15 protein-coding genes are annotated in these 18181 nt (G+C 64.7%); 5 read left to right on the forward strand and 10 right to left on the reverse strand.

Going from position 1 to position 18181, the window contains the following annotated elements:
- Positions 1–103: 103 nt before the first annotated feature.
- The 3 genes from APH30_RS09180 to APH30_RS09190 form a co-directional block, all read right to left on the reverse strand.
- Positions 104–1318, reverse strand: a complete 1215-nt coding sequence (locus APH30_RS09180; protein ID WP_054912309.1) for a YeeE/YedE family protein — start codon at positions 1316–1318, stop codon at positions 104–106.
- 309 nt (positions 1319–1627) lie between these two features.
- Positions 1628–2920, reverse strand: coding sequence for a sorbosone dehydrogenase family protein (locus tag APH30_RS09185; protein WP_054912310.1), 1293 nt, complete (start codon positions 2918–2920; stop codon positions 1628–1630).
- Positions 2917–3345, reverse strand: coding sequence for a DUF2231 domain-containing protein (locus APH30_RS09190; protein ID WP_029885640.1), 429 nt, complete (start codon positions 3343–3345; stop codon positions 2917–2919). Before APH30_RS09190 ends, APH30_RS09185 begins: the two co-directional genes overlap by 4 nt.
- A 398-nt stretch (positions 3346–3743) precedes the next feature.
- Here APH30_RS09190 and APH30_RS09195 point away from each other — a divergent pair, with 398 nt between their 5' ends.
- Both APH30_RS09195 and APH30_RS09200 read left to right on the forward strand, forming a co-directional pair.
- Positions 3744–4157, forward strand: coding sequence for a histone-like nucleoid-structuring protein, MvaT/MvaU family (locus APH30_RS09195; protein WP_054912311.1), 414 nt, complete (start codon positions 3744–3746; stop codon positions 4155–4157).
- A gap of 234 nt (positions 4158–4391) precedes the next feature.
- Positions 4392–5681, forward strand: a complete 1290-nt coding sequence (locus APH30_RS09200; RefSeq protein WP_371262814.1) for an MFS transporter — start codon at positions 4392–4394, stop codon at positions 5679–5681.
- Between the two features lie 88 nt (positions 5682–5769).
- Here APH30_RS09200 and APH30_RS09205 read toward each other — a convergent pair whose 3' ends face one another.
- From APH30_RS09205 to APH30_RS09215, 3 genes are all read right to left on the reverse strand, one after another.
- Complete coding sequence (locus tag APH30_RS09205) at positions 5770–6585, reverse strand: sugar phosphate isomerase/epimerase (RefSeq protein WP_054912313.1); 816 nt, start codon at positions 6583–6585, stop codon at positions 5770–5772.
- 23 nt (positions 6586–6608) lie between these two features.
- Positions 6609–7661, reverse strand: coding sequence for a Gfo/Idh/MocA family protein (locus APH30_RS09210; RefSeq protein ID WP_082416135.1), 1053 nt, complete (start codon positions 7659–7661; stop codon positions 6609–6611).
- A 147-nt stretch (positions 7662–7808) separates the two neighbouring features.
- Positions 7809–8585: an IclR family transcriptional regulator gene (locus APH30_RS09215; RefSeq protein ID WP_054912314.1), complete on the reverse strand. Its 777-nt coding sequence runs from the start codon at positions 8583–8585 to the stop codon at positions 7809–7811.
- Between the two features lie 195 nt (positions 8586–8780).
- On the opposite strand from APH30_RS09215, the gene APH30_RS09220 reads away from it, so the two are divergent.
- Complete coding sequence (locus APH30_RS09220; protein ID WP_054912315.1) at positions 8781–10493, forward strand: FAD-dependent oxidoreductase; 1713 nt, start codon at positions 8781–8783, stop codon at positions 10491–10493.
- Between the two features lie 38 nt (positions 10494–10531).
- Here APH30_RS09220 and APH30_RS09225 read toward each other — a convergent pair whose 3' ends face one another.
- The 3 genes from APH30_RS09225 to APH30_RS09235 are packed head-to-tail and all read right to left on the reverse strand — an operon-like array spanning position 10532 to position 14326.
- Positions 10532–12025, reverse strand: coding sequence for an aldehyde dehydrogenase (locus APH30_RS09225; protein WP_054912316.1), 1494 nt, complete (start codon positions 12023–12025; stop codon positions 10532–10534).
- A gap of 35 nt (positions 12026–12060) precedes the next feature.
- Positions 12061–13443 carry an aspartate aminotransferase family protein gene (locus APH30_RS09230; protein WP_009685103.1) on the reverse strand — a complete coding sequence of 461 codons (1383 nt, stop codon included), beginning with the start codon at positions 13441–13443 and terminating at the stop codon, positions 12061–12063.
- 40 nt (positions 13444–13483) lie between these two features.
- The gene (locus tag APH30_RS09235) at positions 13484–14326 is read right to left on the reverse strand and encodes a helix-turn-helix transcriptional regulator (RefSeq protein ID WP_054912317.1); all 843 of its coding nucleotides are present in this window, start codon (positions 14324–14326) and stop codon (positions 13484–13486) included.
- 279 nt (positions 14327–14605) lie between these two features.
- Here APH30_RS09235 and APH30_RS09240 point away from each other — a divergent pair, with 279 nt between their 5' ends.
- The gene (locus APH30_RS09240) at positions 14606–15991 is read left to right on the forward strand and encodes an APC family permease (protein ID WP_054912318.1); all 1386 of its coding nucleotides are present in this window, start codon (positions 14606–14608) and stop codon (positions 15989–15991) included.
- Positions 15992–16060: 69 nt separating this feature from the next.
- Positions 16061–16996 (forward strand): LysR family transcriptional regulator, encoded by a 936-nt coding sequence (locus APH30_RS09245; RefSeq protein WP_009685106.1) that lies wholly within the window; start codon positions 16061–16063, stop codon positions 16994–16996.
- Here APH30_RS09245 and APH30_RS09250 read toward each other — a convergent pair.
- The gene (locus APH30_RS09250; RefSeq protein WP_082416136.1) at positions 16966–18177 is read right to left on the reverse strand and encodes an MFS transporter; all 1212 of its coding nucleotides are present in this window, start codon (positions 18175–18177) and stop codon (positions 16966–16968) included. The two genes, APH30_RS09245 and APH30_RS09250, sit on opposite strands and share 31 nt — an antisense overlap.
- Positions 18178–18181 lie beyond the last annotated feature (4 nt).

The following is an 18181-nucleotide window of genomic DNA, read 5'->3' on the forward strand; positions in this document are numbered from 1 at the left end:
TTATGAATCAAATCTAAAGTACTTTATGAATTGAAAAACGCCGCCACGGGGCCCCTGCCGTGAAGCAAGCTTCAAGCAGCCCCACACGGCGCCCAGTGCGGAATCAGCAGCCGCTCAGCACCGCCGGGCGGCGTTCCCCGGCAAAGAACAGCGGCCGCAAGCGCACCCCGAGCAGGTTGCCGGCGTAAGCCGCCACCAGCCACAGCCAGCCATGCACGCTGCCCGAAGCAATACCGCTGAAGTACGCTCCGATATTGCAGCCATAGGCCAGGCGCAAACCATAGCCCAGCAGCAGCCCGCCAATCACCGCAGCCAGCAATGACGGCAGCGGAATTTTCAGGCTGGGCGCAAAACGCCCGGCCAGCCCTGCTGCCAGCAGCGCACCCAGCACGATGCCCAGGTCCATAACCGTGGTGATGTCCTGCCACAACGGCGAAGCCAGCGCCTTGGCGTTGGCCGGTGCCTGCCAGAACACCCAACTGGCGACATCTACACCCAGGCCTTCAAGCACCTTGGCGCCCCACAAGGCGAAGGCCGAGGTGATGCCCCACGGCCGCCCCGCCAGGGCCAGTGTCGCGTAGTTCAACACGGCCAAAGCGATGGCGCCCCACAGCAGCGGCCAGGGGCCCCGCAGCAATCGCCGCAAGCCGCGCTGCGCACTGCCGACAGGCGCCTCCAATCCGCCATGCCGGCGCTTTTCCAGCACCACGCTGGCCCACGCGATCAGGCCAAATACGCCCAGGCTTACCAGCAGCGCCGGCGCCACGCCCCACGCCTGCACGATCGAGGTGGCCGGGAACGACGGTAAGGCGAACCACCAGTCGGCGTGGTGGGTAGCGCTGACCGAGCCGATGATGAAGAACAGCAAGGTCACCAGCATGCGTGCATTACCCCCGCCAACGGTGAACAGCGTGCCCGAGGCACAACCGCCGCCCAGTTGCATGCCGATGCCGAAAATGAACGCACCGAACACCACCGAAACACCGGCCGGGGCCACAAGGCCGATCACGGGTGAGCCAAACAGGCTACCTGCCGACAGCGCCGGGAAGAACAACAGCACCGCCAGCGCCAGCATGAACATCTGCGCGCGCAGGCCCGCGCCCCGGCGTTCGTTGATGAACACCCGCCAGGCTGAGGTGAAACCAAAGGCCGCGTGGTACAAGGTCAGGCCAAGTGCGGCGCCGACCATGAGCAGCAAGGCCTGCTTGAAGCTGGCGTTGAGGTTCAGGAACCAGGCACCGGCCAGCAGCATGAGCAAGGCGACAAGGGGCGCGCCGAAGCGGCGCGGTGCGGGGGTTGCGATTGCGGAAAGACCCATCTAAATACTCGGATAACAGTGAAACGGTTGGCGAGTATACCCGCAACTGTCAACCGGGGCTGCGTATGGCCCGGGCATTTGTTAAGCCGTTCAAAGCTGCCTGCTCCCACTTACTGCACAGCACTCAAGCCATGCGCCGTACCTGAGGGGGATTCTATGGTTTCTGGCAAGGGCACCAGGGTTGCCAGGTGCTCGCCACAGCATCTGTCAGCCCTGAGGCGATCCCTGTGGGAGCTGGCTTGCCGGCGATGGGCCGCAACGCGGCCCCCGCCTTTCGCGATGAGTGGCCGCACGCGAAGCCGGCCACCTTCACCGATTGCGCGTAACCCGCCACACGGTATTGGCCAGGTCATCCGCAATGATCAAAGCACCGCGCGGGTCCACCGTCACCCCCACCGGGCGACCGCGGGTCTTGCCATCTTCACCGCGGAAACCCGTCGCGAAGTCAATCGGTTCCCCAGCCGGCTTGCCATTGCTGAACGGCACGAAGATGACCTTGTAGCCCACCGGGTTTGGCCGGTTCCAACTGCCGTGCTCGCCCACGAATACCCCGTCGGCAAAACGCTCCCCCATGGCCGGGATCGAGAAGTCCACCCCCAGTGCCGCCACGTGCGAGCCCAGGCTGTAGTCGGGTTTGATCGCCGCGGCGACCTTGTCCGGGGCCTGTGGCCTTACCCGCTCATCGACGTTCTGCCCCCAGTAGCTGTAGGGCCAGCCGTAGAAGCCGCCGTCACGCACCGAGGTGAGGTAGTCAGGCACCAAATCAGGCCCCAACTCATCGCGCTCGTTGACCACTGTCCACAACTGCCCGGTCTGCGGCTCAATGGTCAGTGCAGTGGGGTTGCGCAGGCCCGTGGCGTAAGGCCGGTGCGCGCCGGTTTCGGCATCCACCTGCCAGACCATGGCGCGGTCGATCTCCACCTCCAGGCCGCGCTCGGTGATATTGCTGTTCGAGCCAATGCCCACATACAGGTAGCGCCCATCGGGGCTGATCGTCAGCGCCTTGGTCCAGTGGTGGTTGATCTGCGATGGCAGGTCGGTGACCTTGGTCGGCGGGCCGTCGGCCTTGGTCTGGCCTTCGGTGTAGTTGAAGCGCACCAGGGCGTCCTGGTTGGCCACGTACAACTTGCCGTCGGCAAAAGCCAGGCCATACGGCGCGTTGAGGTTTTCCGCGAATACCGTCTGCACCTCGTACTTGCCGTCGCCGTCGGCATCGCGCAGCAAGGTCAGGCGGTTGCCGCCTTTGACTTGGGTGTTGCCCTTGGCCTTGATCTGGCTGGCAATCACATCCTTGGGCTTGAGCTTGGCCGCGCTGCCGCCCCTGCCTTCGGCCACCAGGATGTCGCCATTGGGCAATACCAGGCTCTGACGCGGGATCTTCAGGTCGGTGGCAATGGCCGTGACACTGTAGCCTTCGGGAACGGTCGGTTTCTGCTCACCCCAGGCCACCGGCTGAGCGATCTTCATGCTCGGCAACAAGCCACGTTGTGGCTCGGGCAAGCGCGGGTCCGGGCCATGGGCCTGGGTAGGCTCGCCATCGCCACCACAAGCACTCAACAGCAGCGCCACACTCAATACACTCAACGCGTGCAAGGGCTTCATGCTTCACCTCCAGAACGCAGGTTGCTCAGGCCGGTCCAGGCTGCGGCCAACGCCAGTACGCTCACCACCACCGACAGCACCAGCCCTGCCGGCATCACCGCCCAGGCGTCCTTGGCATGCTCGAAGGCATTGATCAGGCCAAGCACCCAGGTCACCAGCAGCAGCACGAAATACAGCGTCGGGCGCCCGCCTTTGCGCTCGGCGCGGATCAGGTTGGCCAAGGCAAAAAGCAGCGCCAGCCCGCAGAACAGCAAAGCCCCGGCGATCAGCCAGGCGGCGAAGTTGCTCCACTGGATCTGGTAGCTGTTGTAGTAGGCGATATCGCTCAGCAGCGCGCCCAGGAACAACGGCACACTGCCGGCCAACAGCAGGGCGTGCAGCGGGCTGGGGGTGCGCCGGTATAGGGTGTGGTCGGATGTGGTCACGGTGCCTCCTTTTCATTCAGTGACCCAGGCTGACGGGGTGGCCATCAGCCGTGCGCAGGGTGCGCCTAGCAAAGGAGCCCTGCGCATCGCCGATAGTTCACCGCTTCGCTGCAATGAAACATCTTGTAAGAACCGATCCCCCCAGCGTTCACACCATTGGGCTCAAGCAACCAGCAGCGCCTCAGCAGATGCCCTGACAGGCAAAACCCCAGGCATTCATTGATTGAAGTTATTGAAGGCAACCGCTGTAGGAAGTTACTGACAACCCAACTTAGAACTGGACTTTCGTACAACCCAACAACGAAGAATGCCCTGCAAAAATCTCAAATTATTTCCCCACTTGCGTTGCTCTGACCGGCGCGCTAACACTGTTGCCATCACGCACTGGAGGAAGCCCCATGTCTCATCTTGCCCAGTTCCGCGCCCTCGAATGGCTACTCGCCAACAAGAAAGACGAACTTCAGTTCATCAAGGTTGACCCCCAGCTTCGCCGCGAGCTGGAATTCGAAAGCAAACTGCACGACCTGCTAGCCGAATATCAATTCGGTTTAAGGCAGGTGCTGAGCATCATGGCACCTGAGCAGCGCCACACCTTCGACCTGTTCACCCGGCAACCCCCTGCACTGGTTTCACCGACCGGTTTCCGGGCGCGGCTCAGCAAGTTTTATCAAAACCCCTATACCGGTGAAGTCGTCGAAGCCAAGAGCACCTTGCACAAGACCTTGCGCCAGTGGATCAGGCAGTACAGCCGCGCCGAAGTGGAAAGATGGGTAATACCAGGTGCCCTGCTACCACGCAGCCTGCGCGAATAACCAGCGCCGGCTCAGCGCTCGCCCTGACGCCTCGCCAGCACTCGCAAGCGTTCGGTAACCGAACATTAGCCCGCCTCTTGAATTGACGCTGCCGCCCGCACTGCTCACCATGCACCGGCCTTGCGTGCACCCTTGCCTGGGAAATGGTCACGCACCCGCAGCACCGCAGTTGAATACAATTTCAAGAAACGAGCCGTCATGAACAACTCCAAGACTCACCCCGCCGCGCCCCGGATGCCCCAGGGTTCGATCGGCGACAAGCTTCGCGCCGCCTTCGGCGTTGGCAAGACCCGCTGGGGCATGCTGGCCCTGGTGTTCTTCGCCACCACCCTCAATTACATCGACCGCGCCGCCCTTGGCATCATGCAGCCTGTCTTGGCCAAGGAAATGAGCTGGACGGCGATGGACTACGCCAACATCAACTTCTGGTTCCAGGTCGGTTACGCCATCGGCTTTCTGTTGCAAGGCCGGCTGATCGACAAGGTCGGCGTCAAACGGGCCTTTTTCTTTGCCGTGCTGCTCTGGAGCCTGGCCACCGGCGCCCATGGCCTGGCCACCTCGGCTGCCGGTTTCATGGTTTGCCGCTTTATCCTTGGCCTGACCGAAGCCGCCAACTACCCGGCTTGCGTGAAAACCGTGCGCCTGTGGTTTCCGGCCGGCGAGCGGGCTATCGCCACCGGTTTGTTCAACGCCGGTACCAATGTCGGCGCCATGGTAACCCCAGCGCTGCTGCCACTGATTCTGGCCGTGTGGGGCTGGCAGGCCGCATTCATCGCCATGGGCTGCCTGGGCCTGGTGTGGGTAGCGCTGTGGCTGCTCAAGTACTACAACCCTGAAGACCACCCGACAGTGCGCCAGAGCGAGGTGCAGTACATCCAGCAAGATGTCGAGCCCGAGCCGACCCGGGTGCCGTTCAGCCGCATTCTGCGCCTGCGCGGGACCTGGGCGTTCGCGGTGGCCTATGCGATCACCGCACCGGTGTTCTGGTTCTACCTGTACTGGTTGCCGCCCTTCCTCAACCAACAATACAGCCTGGGCATCAATGTGACCCAGATGGGTATCCCACTGATCATCATCTGGCTGACGGCAGATTTTGGCAGCATCGGCGGTGGCATTCTGTCGTCATGGTTGATCGGCCGCGGCGTGCGCGCCACGACGGCGCGGTTGCTGTCCATGCTGGTCTTCGCCTGCACCATGGTCAGCGTGGTGTTGGCTGCCAACGCCAGCGGCCTCTGGGTCGCGGTGGCGGCCATTTCGCTGGCGGTGGGGGCGCACCAGGCCTGGACGGCGAACATCTGGAGCCTGGTGATGGACTACACGCCCAAGCACCTGGTGAGTACCGTGTTCGGCTTCGGCAGCATGTGCGCAGCCATTGGCGGGATGTTCATGACGCAGATCGTCGGCAGCGTGCTGACGGCTACCCACAATAACTATGCCGTGCTGTTCACCATGATCCCGGCCATGTACTTCCTGGCGCTGGTATGGATGTACTTCATGGCGCCGCGCCAGGTCGAAAGCGCCTGAGGCGCTGCTCAGTTACCTCTACGGGGCCCTTGCGGGCCCTTTTTTTGCGCCACCGGTCAACGAAGGCGCCGCGCCGCACTGGCCACTGTCAGACCCTGGCCAATACCGCCCTGGCGTGGGCCAGCGCCATGCGCGCACGCTGTTCGCCGCTGATCCCTTGTTCCAGCAACTGCCGGGTAGGGATTTCCAGGCTCAGCGGGAGGGTGGCCGGTAGCGCGCGCAGCAGCCCGACCAGATCGGCATCGCCATCACCCGGGAAGCGCCGTTCGTTACGCGCCTGGCGCAGGATTTCGTCCATGTCGGCCGGCACTGGCCCCGCCACGTCGCACAATTGGGCATAGCGCATGCGTTGCGGTGCCAACTGCGCCAGGTCGCTCAGCGCAGAGCCGGAGCGGTTGAGATGGAACGCGTCCACCAGCACGCAACCATTGGCCTGATCGGCGTTGGCTACCACGCGCATGGCCTGGCGCAAATCGCGTACGTCGGTCCAGGGCATGAACTCCAAGTGCGGGTGGATGCCATGGCCCGCCGCCAGTTCGCACAACGCGGCAAAGCGCTCGGTGAGCCGTGCTTCGTCCGGGTCGTTGCCGGCCACCAGCAGTTCGGTACCCCCCAGCTCGGCACCCACCGCCAGGATGGCTTCGAAGTCCGCCACGCAGGTGTCCGGCTTAAGGCGCAGGATCTCCAGGTCCAGCACCTGGATGCCGGTATCGCGCAAGCGTGCCTGGGTCTGCCTGCGCAGATCGGCATTGGCCACCAGCGGGTAGTGCTGTTCCTGCTCGGTGGCCGGCACCAGGCGCAGGCCAACATGGCTGTAGCCAGCGCGGGCAGCAGCCTCGACCATGTCTGGCGGGGACAGTTCGAGTACCGTCAGGGCCGCGAGGGAAAATATTCGATCAGTCATTCGTCGTCACCAGAAAGAGGGTGTCAGGCAATGTGCTCGGGAGCACAGGCGCGGCCGCTGGCGGCAGCCTGGCGGATCGCTTCGATCAGTGCCAGGGTGCGGCCAGCGTCGGCGGCATCGACCAAAGGCGGCTGTTCACCGCGGGCGACCCGCACGAAGTGCTGCAACTGCAGGGTCAATGCTTCACCGGCGGGTATGCTGTGCTGGTGCTGCAACAACGGTGTGTGCCACCCCGAACCCGGCTCGGCGTAGTGCCAGTGCTTGAGCTGAGGAATGCTCAGCGAGCCCTGGGTGCCGGCCAGCAGATAACACGGCTGGCCATCCTGGCGCGGGTAGACCGGGCTTTCACCCGAGTCGAGCTCCCAGCTCCAGGGCGCCGCTACGGCGTCCGAGCCGGTCAGGCTACCCAAGGCGCCATTGGCGAACTGCAACAGCACGGCGGCACTGTCTTCGTTGGCGAACCCCCGCACGTCGTTGCGGGTGAAGGCCTGCACCTGTTCCACCTCGCCGCACAAGTAGCGCAGCAGGTCGAGGTCATGGATCAGGTTGGTCAGCAAAAAACCCGCCCCCGGCTCGCGGCGCCAGGCGGTGTCGAAGTAGCTGTCGGGCTTTTGCAACTGCCACAGTGCGGTGACATTGATCAGCCGGCCCAACTTGCCTTCGCTGATCACCTGGTGCGCCTTGGCGATCAATGGATTGTGCCGACGATGGTGGCCGACCAATACCGGTACCTTGCACCGCCGTGACGCCTCGACCAGCGCCCGCACCTCCTGCAGTTGCACGCCCACCGGTTTTTCCACCAGTACCGGCACGCCGGCTTCGACGCAATCCAGCGCAGTGGCCACGTGCTGGTTGTTCGGGTTGGCGATGATCACCGCCTCGGGCTGCACGCGTTGCAGCATCTGCCGGTGGTCGGCAAAGTACGGCACGCCACAGTCGACGGCGAAGGCTTCGGCCTGCGGGCCGGGGTCGGCCACCGCGCACAACTGGGCCTGGGGTACATTGCGCAAGTGCTGGTAATGCTGGCGGCCCATGATGCCAGCGCCGACCAGGGCGATACGAAGGGGTGCGTTCAACAGCCTGTCCTCTTGTCATTGTTGTGGTGCGAATATGAAACAGCGTTCCACAATTCACCCTCAGCAATTTAGAACCAAGTTCAACTTTTCAGAAGAGCCTGCTGAACAGACTGTGCGGTAATCGACCGGAATATCCCTCAGGCACCCTCAGGCAAACAGTTCGCTGGCGTGGCTGGCGGCAGACAGTTCCTCGGTGGCCGCCAGCAATAGAGGGGCCAGCTCGGCCAAACGGCTTGGCGCCAGGCGTGCACTGGGCCCGGCAATGCTCAGCACGCCAATCACCTCGCCGCTTTGCGGGCGCCGTACCACCGCAGCCAGCGCCGAGGTGCCCACCGCCGAGGTTTGCTCGACCCAGGCATAACCCCGCTCGCGGGCGCGGTGCAGGTAGGCGAGCAACTCATCGGTGGTGCGCGGCGCATTCGGGCCGAACTGGCCCGGATCGGCGATGCCTTGGCGCAGCACCATCTGCAGCGCCTGCTCATCGTCCAGGCTGGCCAGCCAGGCGTGCCCGGAAGCGGTGTAGAACAGCGGCGCGTCGCGCCCCATGTCCGGGTCGTAACGCAACCCGGAGCGCGCGCCCTGGGACTTGGCGATCCAGGTCTGCCGCCCCCCATCGATGACACCAAGGCGCACCAGCTCACCACTGTCCTGGGCCAGGCGGTCGAGAATCGGCTGAATGACATCGGCACCACTGCTGGCCAGGTAACGGAAGCCTTGGGCGACCAGCTTGGCCGACAGCTGATAGCGGCTGTTGTCACGGTTCTGCCGTACGTAGCCCAGCCGCATCAGCTCGGCCAGCATGCGGTGCGCGGCGCTTTTAGGGATATCCAGGCGCTCGGCCAGGGTTTGCAATGCCAGGCCCTGGGGCTCACCGGCAAGGCTCTCAACAAGATTGAAGGCGCGTTCGATCTGACTACCAGCCATGACACAGGTCCTTGCTACGTTTTGCGAATTCTAGAAGATGATTCCACATTCCCGGTAGCGTACACATGCAATGCCCTGCCAAGTGTTCGATTATCGCCCGCTCGTTGCGCGGGCGGCCAGCCGTGACCTTGCGGATTCAGGCGGGCCAATTAAGAATATGGAACCACGTTCCAATAACAATACAGGATTAGTGCGATGCCCCCTGCTCCCTTCGAAACCGAATGCGATGTACTGGTGATAGGTTCAGGCGCCGCCGGGCTGGCTGCCGCTGTAACAGCTGCCTGGCATGGGCAAAAGGTGATTCTGGTAGAAAAGGAGCCAGTGCTGGGCGGCGCCACGGCCTGGTCCGGTGGCTGGGCCTGGGTCCCGCGCAACCCGTTGGCACGCCGCGCCGGCATCGATGAAGACATCGAGCAGCCCCGGACCTACCTGCGCAATGAGCTGGGTGCCCATTACGATGCCGAACGGGTGGACGCTTTCCTTGAAGCCTGCCCGCACATGGTGGCGTTTTTCGAGAAGCATACGGCGCTGCAGTTTGCCGACGGCAATGCGATACCGGACATGCACGGCCACACCCCTGGCGCCGCCGAAGGTGGGCATCAGGTGATTGCCGCACCGTACGATGCCCGCGAGGTGGGTGCACTGCTGCCACGCCTGCGCCAGACCCTGCGCGAAACCTCGTTCATGGGCATGCCGATCATGGCCGGCGCCGACCTTGCCGCGTTCCTCAACATGACCCGTTCGCCCAAGGCCTTGCTGCACGTGTGCAAGCGCTTCGGCCGGCACCTGTACCACCTGGCGCGCCACGGCCGGGCCATGCACCTGGTCAACGGCGTGGCACTGGTGGCGCGGCTGGCCAAGTCGGCGCAGGACCTGGGCGTGCAGCTGCAGGTGTCGGCGCCAGCCAAGCATTTGCTGGTCGAAGCGGGCCAGGTGTGCGGCGCGCTGGTGACGACCCCGCAGGGCGAGCAGCGTATCCGCGCCAAGGCAGTGGTACTGGCAGCGGGCGGCTTCCCTCACGACGCTGCCCGCCGCCGGCAGCTGTTCCCCCGCGACGCCAGCGGCCACGACACCCTGGCCCTGCCGCCAAAGGGTTGCACTGGCGATGGCCTGCGCCTGGGCGAGGCAGCAGGTGGTGTGGTGGCCACCGACCTGCAGTCGCCGGTGGCCTGGGCGCCGGTTTCGCAGGTACCGCATGGCGATGGCACTGTCGGCCATTTCCCGCACATCATCGAACGGGGCAAACCGGGCATCATCGGGGTGCTGGCCAACGGCAAGCGCTTCGTCAATGAAGCGCACGGTTACTATGACTATGTGGCAGCCATGGTCGCAGCAGTGCCAGCGGACCAGGAGGTGTGTTCGTGGCTGGTGTGTGACCACCGTTTCCTGCGCCGTTATGGCCTGGGCCATGCCCGCCCGGCGCCACTTCCGGTGTGGCCGCATGTGCGCAGTGGCTACCTGAAACGTGGCGCCACACTCGAAGCGTTGGCGGTTGCCTGCGGCATCGATGCGGCCGGGTTGCGCGCCACCGTCGAGGCCTTCAACAGCCCTGCACGCCACGGCCAGGACCCGGCCTTCGGCCGCGGCTCCACCGCATTCAACCGCAAGCAGGGCGACCCGCAACACCCAGGCCCCAACCCGTGTGTGGCGCCGATCGAACAGGGCCCGTTCTACGCGGTGAAGGTGAAGCCGGGTTGCTTTGGCACCTTTGCCGGGTTGCGCACCGATGGCCAGGCACGGGTACTGGATGCCAGCGGCCAGCCGATCACCGGGCTGTACGCGGCAGGTACCGACATGGCCAGTGTGTTCGGTGGCTGGTACCCGTCTGGCGGCATCAACCTGGGGCCCGCGTTGACCTTCGGCTACGTGGCCGGGCGGCATATTGCCGGGGTGCAGGCGTATGAGTGAGCGACCGGCGGCAGGTCGTGCTTGCCGCCGGCCCGGGTTCAGCCGCGCAGCTGGTACCAGGTGGTCTTGAGCTGCGTGTACTTGTCGAACGCATGCAGCGACAGGTCGCGGCCGAACCCCGACTGTTTGCCGCCACCGAAAGGCACCGTGACATCCAGTGCATCGACCGTGTTCACCGACACGGTACCGACTTTCAGCGCCCGCGCCACGCGGTGCACCTGGTTGAAGTCGTCGCTCCACACCGAAGCCGCCAGGCCATAGATGCTGTCATTGGCCAGGCGCACCGCCTCCTCTTCACTGTCGAAGGCACTCACTGCCAGTACCGGCCCGAACACTTCTTCCTGCGCCAGGCTCATGCTGGCATCGACCTCGGCGAAGATGGTCGGCTCGATGTAGTTGTCCGAACCGCCGATATGCAACCGCCGACCGCCACACACCAGCCGCGCGCCCTCTTGCCGCGCGCGGTCGATGGCGGCCTGGATACGCGCTGCCTGGCCGGCATCGACAATCGCCCCGGCGCGGCTGGCCGGGTCCAGCGGGTTGCCAGGCTGCCATTGCCGGGCCTTGGCCTGCAGGCGCTCGATGAACTCATCGTGGATGGAACGCTGCACATACAGCCGCGAGTTGGCGGAACAGACCTCACCCTGATTGAAGAAAATACCAAAGGCCGCCTTTTCCGCAGCCAGGTCCAGGTCCTGGCAGTGCTCGAACACCAGGTTGGGGCTCTTGCCCCCGCACTCCAGCCATACCTGCTTGAGGTTGGACTGCGCCGCGTATTGCATGAAGTACTTGCCCACCTGGGTGGAGCCTGTGAACACCAGGCAATCCACGTCTGGGTGCAGGCCCAGGGCCTGCCCGGCCTGCTCGCCCAGGCCCGGCACCACGTTGAGCACGCCTTCGGGCAAACCGGCTTGCAGGGCCAGTTCGGCCAGGCGCAAGGCCGAGAACGGCGACTGTTCGGCCGGCTTGAGCACCACGCTGTTGCCCGCGGCCAAGGCCGGGGCCAGCTTCCAGGCGGCCATGTCCAGCGGGAAGTTCCACGGCACCACCGCCGCCACCACGCCCAGGGCCTCACGGGTGATGGTGGCCAATGCATTGGTGGCGGTCGGCGCCACCTGGTCGTAGCGCTTGTCCAGCGCCTCGGCGTACCAGGCAAATACCTGCGCCGACCCGGGCACATCGATGTTGTAGGCGTCCATGACTGGTTTGCCCATGTTCAGCGAGTCCAGCAATGCCAGCTCTTCGCGGTGGGCCATGATCAGTTCGGCCAGGCGCTGCAGCACTTGCTTGCGCTGCCCGGGGGCCATGCGCGCCCACGGGCCGTGCTCGAAGGCCTGCCGTGCGCTGGCCACGGCCAGGTCGACGTCGGCCTGGGCGCAGGCGGCGACCTGCGCCAGCACCTGGTTGGTGGCGGGATTGATAGCGGCAAAGGTCGCGCCACTTTGGGCCTTCACGGCTTTGCCAGCGATCAGGGCGCTGGCCGGCAGGTACAGGTCCGCAGCGCGTTGCTGCCAGAATTCGAGGGTGTACATTTGTACTCCTTTCAAGCGGTTGTGCTGACGGACTGTCAGAGCTTGCCAACCAGGCGCGCCGTGCGGTCAACGGCGATGCGGGTTTTCTCCACCAGCTCATCCAGCTCGCTGTGGTTGGCGATCAAGGCCGGCGCCATGATCATCCGCCCCAGGGTGGAGCGAATGATCACCCCCTCCTCGAAGCCGAAGGTCCGGCACTGCCAGGCCAGGTCGTTTTCATTGGCAAAGCGCTTGCGGGTAGGCTTGTGCTCTGCCAGTTGCAGCGCCGCCACCAGGCCTGCGCCCTGCACCTGGCCAATCAGCGGGTGGTCGGCGAACACCTCACGCAGGATGCGCTGCAGGTAGGGGCCGGTGTCGTCCTTCACCTGGCGCACGATGCCTTCGTCACGCAGGGCTTTCAGGTTGGCGATGGCCACCGCCGCTGCCACCGGGTGGCCGGAATAGGTCAGGCCGTGGGCGAACACCCCGCCCCGCTCCACCAGGGCTTCGGCTATGCGCTTGCTCAGCACCAGCCCGCCCATGGGCACGTAGCCGCTGGTCAGGCCTTTGGCTATGGACAGGGTATCGGGCTGGAAGCCGAAGTATTCGTGGGCAAACCATTCGCCGGTACGACCAAAGCCACCAATCACCTCGTCGGCACACAGCAGCACATCGTACTGGCGGCAGATGCGCTGGATTTCCGGCCAGTAGCTTTCCGGCGGGAAGATCATGCCGCCTGCGCCCTGGAACGGCTCGGCAATGAAGCCGGCAACGTTTTCGGCACCCAGCTCCAGGATTTTTTCTTCCAGCTGCAAGGCACAGCGGCGGCCGAACTCGGCCGGGCTCAGCTCACCGCCTTCGGCGTACCAGTAAGGCTCGTCGATGTGCGCCACATCCGGGATCAGCCCGCCCATTTCGTGCATGAACTTCATGCCACCCAGCGCCGTGGCCGCCAGGGTCGAGCCGTGGTAGCCGTTCCAGCGGCCGATCATGATCGTCTTGCTTGGCTGGCCGACCACCTGCCAGTAGCGGCGCACGGTGCGGATCAGCACCTCGTTGGCCTCGGAGCCGGAGTTGGTGTAGATCGCGTGGCTGTAGTGCCCGGGCAGCAGGCTGAACAGCAGCTCCGAAAGCTCGATCACCGCCGGGTGGGTGGTGTGGAAGAACATGTTGTAGTACGCCAGCTGGTCCATCTGCCTGGCGGCAGCGGCGGTCAGGTCGCGGCGGCCGTAACCGAGCTGGGTGCACCACAGCCCGGACATGCCATCCAGGTAACGCTTGCCCTCGCTGTCCCACAGGTGCAGGCGCTCGCCACCGACGATCACCCGCGGGCCTTCGGCGTTCAGCGCCTTCTGGTCGAGGAAGGCATGGATGTGGTGCGCGGCGTCGGCTGCCTGGTAGTCACGGGTCTGGCGTTGCGGGGCGAAAGGCGCATTCATTGTTGGTTTTCCTTTGCGGTGGGGTGCACGGCAGCGGCGCTCAGCGCCGCTTGCCCATATAGCTTTCCAGCGGGTCCTTGCCCAGCACGCCCTGGGCATTGGCCAGCGCGTCGATGAACAGGGAAAACAGCTCGGACTGGGTGCCGATATCGAGCTTGGCGTAGACGTTCTTGCGGTGCGACTTGATGGTGTCTTCCGACACGCCCAGGCGCTCGGCCAGCGACTTGGTCGAATGGCCGCGCAAGATCAGCTGGGCAATGCGGCATTCGCGCTCGGTCAGCAACGAGCTGCCGAAGTTGTTCAGCGCAGCGTGAATGCGCTGCTCAAGGATGTTCTCGAAGCGCCCAGCACGGCTGTCGACGCCGGCAAAATGCTTGCCGAGTAGCGCCAGCACCCAGGGCGTGATGTGCCCGAACAGTGCACGGGTTTGCGGGTCGAGCTTGTCGGTGAAGGCCAGCGACACGGCCAGGCTCTGGCCGGGGGCCAGCTGCAGGATGTAGTTGAGTTCGTCTGCCAGGTGCGAGTGGCGGTAGAACGACTGGTAGTACTCGCTGACCTCAAAATGGTCGGGTGCCACCTCGAACAGGCCGTAGCAGCCAGACCCCAGCTGCTCCACGCAAGCACCGTAGAACGGGTCGAGCAGGTAGAAACCCGACAGGTAGCGGCTGACGTTGCCCTCGGGCTGCCAGGGCGCCTTGTCGTCCTGCTCGAACAGCGCGCAGGGCATGCCGTGGTGCGGGTACAGGTACACCGTGGTGGCCTGGATCGGCCGGATCACGCCCAGTGCTGCAAACAGGTTGGCGGCAAAGCCAGGCCGGCCGATCGCCTCGGTGACCTTGGCCTGGTGCTCGAACCACTGTTCTGAAAGCAATTGGATAGTCACAGTCGGCCTGCCATATGGAGTAAAGCACCGCCGCCAGTGCGGTGCGTGGTTGGGCAGATACTCCCATGGCAGGAGAACCTGCGGAATCACCCTTTGGGGTGAGCCGGCTGGGCGCTGCCTGGGCTCACCCCAAAGGGTGATTCCGGGTGCTGGCGGGGTGTGGGAGCATCAACCCGCCCCAGCGCTGCGAGCCTTGCGCTCGACCTCCTTGCACGACACCCCCGGTAACGAGCCTGCTCGCCTGCCGCGGTGGCCTGCATCCCTTTCCAGGAGTTAGCAATGCATACAACAACAAGTACAGCTCACCCCACCACCCCGCCCGCCACCGCGCAACCTGCCGCCAGCAGCGGGCGTTTGCGCCAGTCCATGAGCATGACCGCCCTGGTGCTGTTCGGCCTGGCATACATGGTGCCGCTGGCGGTCTTCACCACCTATGGGCTGGTCACCCAGATGACCAGCGGGCACCTGCCCACTGCCTACCTGCTGACCCTCGCCGCCATGCTGCTGACCGCCTACAGCTACGGCCGCATGGTCCAGGCCCACCCCTACTCCGGCTCGGTCTACACCTATACCCGCAAAGCCGTTGGCAGCCACATCGGTTTCATCACCGGCTGGACCCTGCTGCTCGACTACATTTTCCTGCCACTGCTGAGCTACCTGCTGATCGGCATCTACATGTCGGAATACTTCCCGGCCATTCATGCCTGGGTGTGGGTGGCGGGGTCCATCGCGCTGGTCACCTTCCTCAACCTGATCGGCATCGAGTCCATCACCCGCGTCAACTGGATCCTGGTGGTGACGCAACTGGTGTTCATCGTGGTTTTCGTCGGCCTGGCCGTGCTCAGGCTGAGCGGCCAGGCCGAACCCGTTTCGCTGCTGGCGCCGTTCCACCACGACGGTTTCAGCGTGCCGTTGGTGATGACCGGTGCGGCCGTACTGTGCCTGTCATTCCTGGGCTTCGATGCGGTCTCGACCATGGCCGAGGAAACCAGCAACCCGACCTACCGTATTCCGCTGGCGATCCTTGCCGTGTCCCTGATCGGCGGCTTGCTGTTCCTGGTGGTGTCGTACTGCGCACAACTGGTCTTCCCCGACTGGGGCAGCTTTGCCGACCCGGACTCGGCCTCGGTGGACGTCATGCGCCGGGTAGGCGGCGAACTGCTGGTCAGCGCATTCACCGCCACTTACGTGGCCGGCTGCTTCGCCTCGGCCATGGTGTCGCAAGCCAGCGTGTCACGGGTGCTGTTCGCGATGGGCCGAGACGGCGTGCTGCCGCGGGCGTTTGGCCAGCTTGCAACGAAAAAGCGCGTACCGGCCACCGCCATCCTGGTGGTCAGCATGCTGTCGCTGATTGCCCTGGTCATTACCCTCGACACCGTGGCCAACATGATCAGTTTCGGCGCACTGTTCGCCTTTTCGGCGGTGAACCTGGCAGTGGTCAAGCACTACCTCATCGACCGCAAGCTGCGCGGTGCCGGTAATGTGGTGCTGTACGGCGCCATACCGGGGCTGGGTTTTCTCAGCACGCTGTGGCTGTGGAGTAGCCTGACCAGCCTGTCGTTCAGCATTGGCCTGTGCTGGATGGGCATGGGCCTGCTGGTACTGCTGGGGCTTACCCGGGCGTTTCGGGTCACGTTGCCGGCCAGGCCAGGCGAAACTCATTGATGAAATCCACGTGCGAGGCTTCAATAGGCACACCCGAACCGGGAACCCAGTTCATCAAAGAAGCCACCCATGTACTCTTCCGAACGCCTCAAAGGCATTGACGTTTTCGTCGCCGTCGCTGACTTGGGCAGTTTCACGGCAGCTGCCGAGCGGCTCAACCTGACCAGCTCGGCCATCAGCAAGAGCGTGGCCCGGCTGGAGGCCCGCCTGGGCGCCCGGCTGTTCAACCGCACCACGCGCAGCCTGTCGCTGAGTGAAGCGGGCGTGGTGTTCTATCGCACTTGCACCTCGGTCCTGGCCGACCTGGAAGAAGTCGAGCACACCCTGGCGGCCAGCGATGACCAGCCCCATGGCAAAGTGCGGATCGAACTGCCCGCCTCTTACGGTCGCCTGCATGTGCTGCCGCTGATCCTCGACTTCATCCGCCTGCACCCGTTGCTGCAGCCGCATGTGTCGTTCTCCGACCGTTTCGTCGACCCGGTACACGAGGGCATCGATATCGTGGTGCGCATCGGTGGCCCGGATGCCTGGCCGGCGGCGCTGGGCCACCAATACTTCGGTGCCCAGCGCCTGATGTTCTGTGCCGCGCCTGGCTACCTGGAAAAGCATGGCGTGCCGCAACACGAGCGCGACCTGGAGCACCACCACTGCGTGGGTTATGGCCACACCGACGGCCTGGTCAGCCCGTGGTATTTCAAAGGCCGCCACCCCGGCGAAATGGAGCGGCGTACCGTGCAGCCGCGCATTGCCGTGGGCGATGGCGAAGGCGAAGTGGCAGCGGTGCTGGCCGGCCATGGCATCGGCCAGCTACCCACCTGGCTGACCCAGCAGTACCTCGACCAGGGGCGCCTGGTCGAGGTACTGCCGGCGCTGGCCACCGACGGCTTGCCAATGAACCTGGTGTGGCTGAAAAGCCGCGAAGGGCTACCCAAGGTTCGCGCCTTGCTCGACTACCTGCTACCGCGCCTGGCGCCTCACGGCAGCCGGGCCTGCGCACCGGGCTGAGGCGCCAGCCGGCCCACCACGGGCACCAGCGCCATCGCCAGCAAGGCGATGCCAGCCGCCACGTAGCCCACGTAGCCGACCCCCAGGTGGGAGATGGTCATGCCACCCAGCACGGCCCCCAGGCCGATACCGGCGTTGGCCGCCGACACATTGGTGGTACCCGCCAGGGCTTGGGCATGGGTGACCGAACTCATCACCCGTACCTGGCTTACTGGGTACAGTGCCGTGTTGGCAATGCCCCACAGCGCCAGCGCCAGGCAGAACAGCACGGCCCCCTGGGCCAGCGGCACCAGCGCCGTCATGCCAATGGCCAACAGCACCAGGAACAGCGCGCTGGCCCTGAGCGGTGAGCGGTCCACGGCCCGCCCGCCGATCCATTTGCCAAGCAAGCCGACCGCGCCAAAGCCCATCAGCCACCAGCCGGTATGCGCCGGGGCCACGCCCGCTACCCGCTGCAGCAGGTCGGCCAGGTAGGTGTAGCCCGTGAACATGGCCGTGAACACCACCACCGACAGCAGCACATTGGCCAGGAAAAAACGCTCTTTGAAAATGCGCGCCTGCTGCGTGAAGTCGACTTTCGCCGTGCGCGCCACGTGCGGCATCCATACCCACATCGCCAGCGCCATCAGCAGCGACAACGCAGCCAGGATCCAGAATGCACCGCGCCACCCCACCGCCGTTGCTGCCACGGTCCCCAACGGGATACCCAGCAACATCGCCGCCGAGATACCCAGGTAGACCTTGGCAATGGCCTGCCCAGCCCTGTCGCGCCCAGCCAGGTGGCCGGCGGTTTCACTGGCGGTGCCCCAGAACACCGGCAGCGCCAGTGCCGGTATCACCCTGGCGACGGCCAGCACCCAGAAACTGCCGGAGGCAGCAGCCAGCGCATTGGCTGCGGCGAAGACCAGCAAAATGCCGATGAACAGGCGCTTGCGGTCCAGGTGCGCCAACGCCGCCGTCAATAGCGGGCCGGCCAGCATCACGGTGAATGCGAACAGGGTGACCAACTGCCCCGCCAGCGATATGGAAATACCCAGGTCCTGGCTAAGCGCGGGCAGCAAGCCGACGATCAGAAATTCAGTGGTCACGATCAAAAAGGCTGAAAACGCCAGAATGGCAATGCTGATCGCAGCGTGCCGGCTCGGGGTGGCGACCCCAGGGCTTGGTTCGAAAGCGGACATCAAG

It is taken from the genome of Pseudomonas sp. NBRC 111127, from assembly GCF_001320345.1.
In the GTDB taxonomy this organism is placed as follows: domain Bacteria; phylum Pseudomonadota; class Gammaproteobacteria; order Pseudomonadales; family Pseudomonadaceae; genus Aquipseudomonas; species Aquipseudomonas juntendi.

Bases quoted from the DNA above. Each gene is read 5' to 3' on its own strand.
- APH30_RS09180 (WP_054912309.1), bottom strand. From the start codon at position 1,318: ATGGGTCTTTCCGCAATCGCAACCCCCGCACCGCGCCGCTTCGGCGCG.
- APH30_RS09225 (WP_054912316.1), bottom strand. From the start codon at position 12,025: ATGTACACCCTCGAATTCTGGCAGCAACGCGCTGCGGACCTGTACCTG.
- APH30_RS09220 (WP_054912315.1), top strand. From the start codon at position 8,781: ATGCCCCCTGCTCCCTTCGAAACCGAATGCGATGTACTGGTGATAGGT.
- APH30_RS09200 (WP_371262814.1), top strand. From the start codon at position 4,392: ATGCCCCAGGGTTCGATCGGCGACAAGCTTCGCGCCGCCTTCGGCGTT.
- APH30_RS09250 (WP_082416136.1), bottom strand. From the start codon at position 18,177: ATGTCCGCTTTCGAACCAAGCCCTGGGGTCGCCACCCCGAGCCGGCAC.
- APH30_RS09205 (WP_054912313.1), bottom strand. From the start codon at position 6,585: ATGACTGATCGAATATTTTCCCTCGCGGCCCTGACGGTACTCGAACTG.
- APH30_RS09185 (WP_054912310.1), bottom strand. From the start codon at position 2,920: ATGAAGCCCTTGCACGCGTTGAGTGTATTGAGTGTGGCGCTGCTGTTG.
- APH30_RS09230 (WP_009685103.1), bottom strand. From the start codon at position 13,443: ATGAATGCGCCTTTCGCCCCGCAACGCCAGACCCGTGACTACCAGGCA.
- APH30_RS09215 (WP_054912314.1), bottom strand. From the start codon at position 8,585: ATGGCTGGTAGTCAGATCGAACGCGCCTTCAATCTTGTTGAGAGCCTT.
- APH30_RS09245 (WP_009685106.1), top strand. From the start codon at position 16,061: ATGTACTCTTCCGAACGCCTCAAAGGCATTGACGTTTTCGTCGCCGTC.
- APH30_RS09240 (WP_054912318.1), top strand. From the start codon at position 14,606: ATGCATACAACAACAAGTACAGCTCACCCCACCACCCCGCCCGCCACC.
- APH30_RS09195 (WP_054912311.1), top strand. From the start codon at position 3,744: ATGTCTCATCTTGCCCAGTTCCGCGCCCTCGAATGGCTACTCGCCAAC.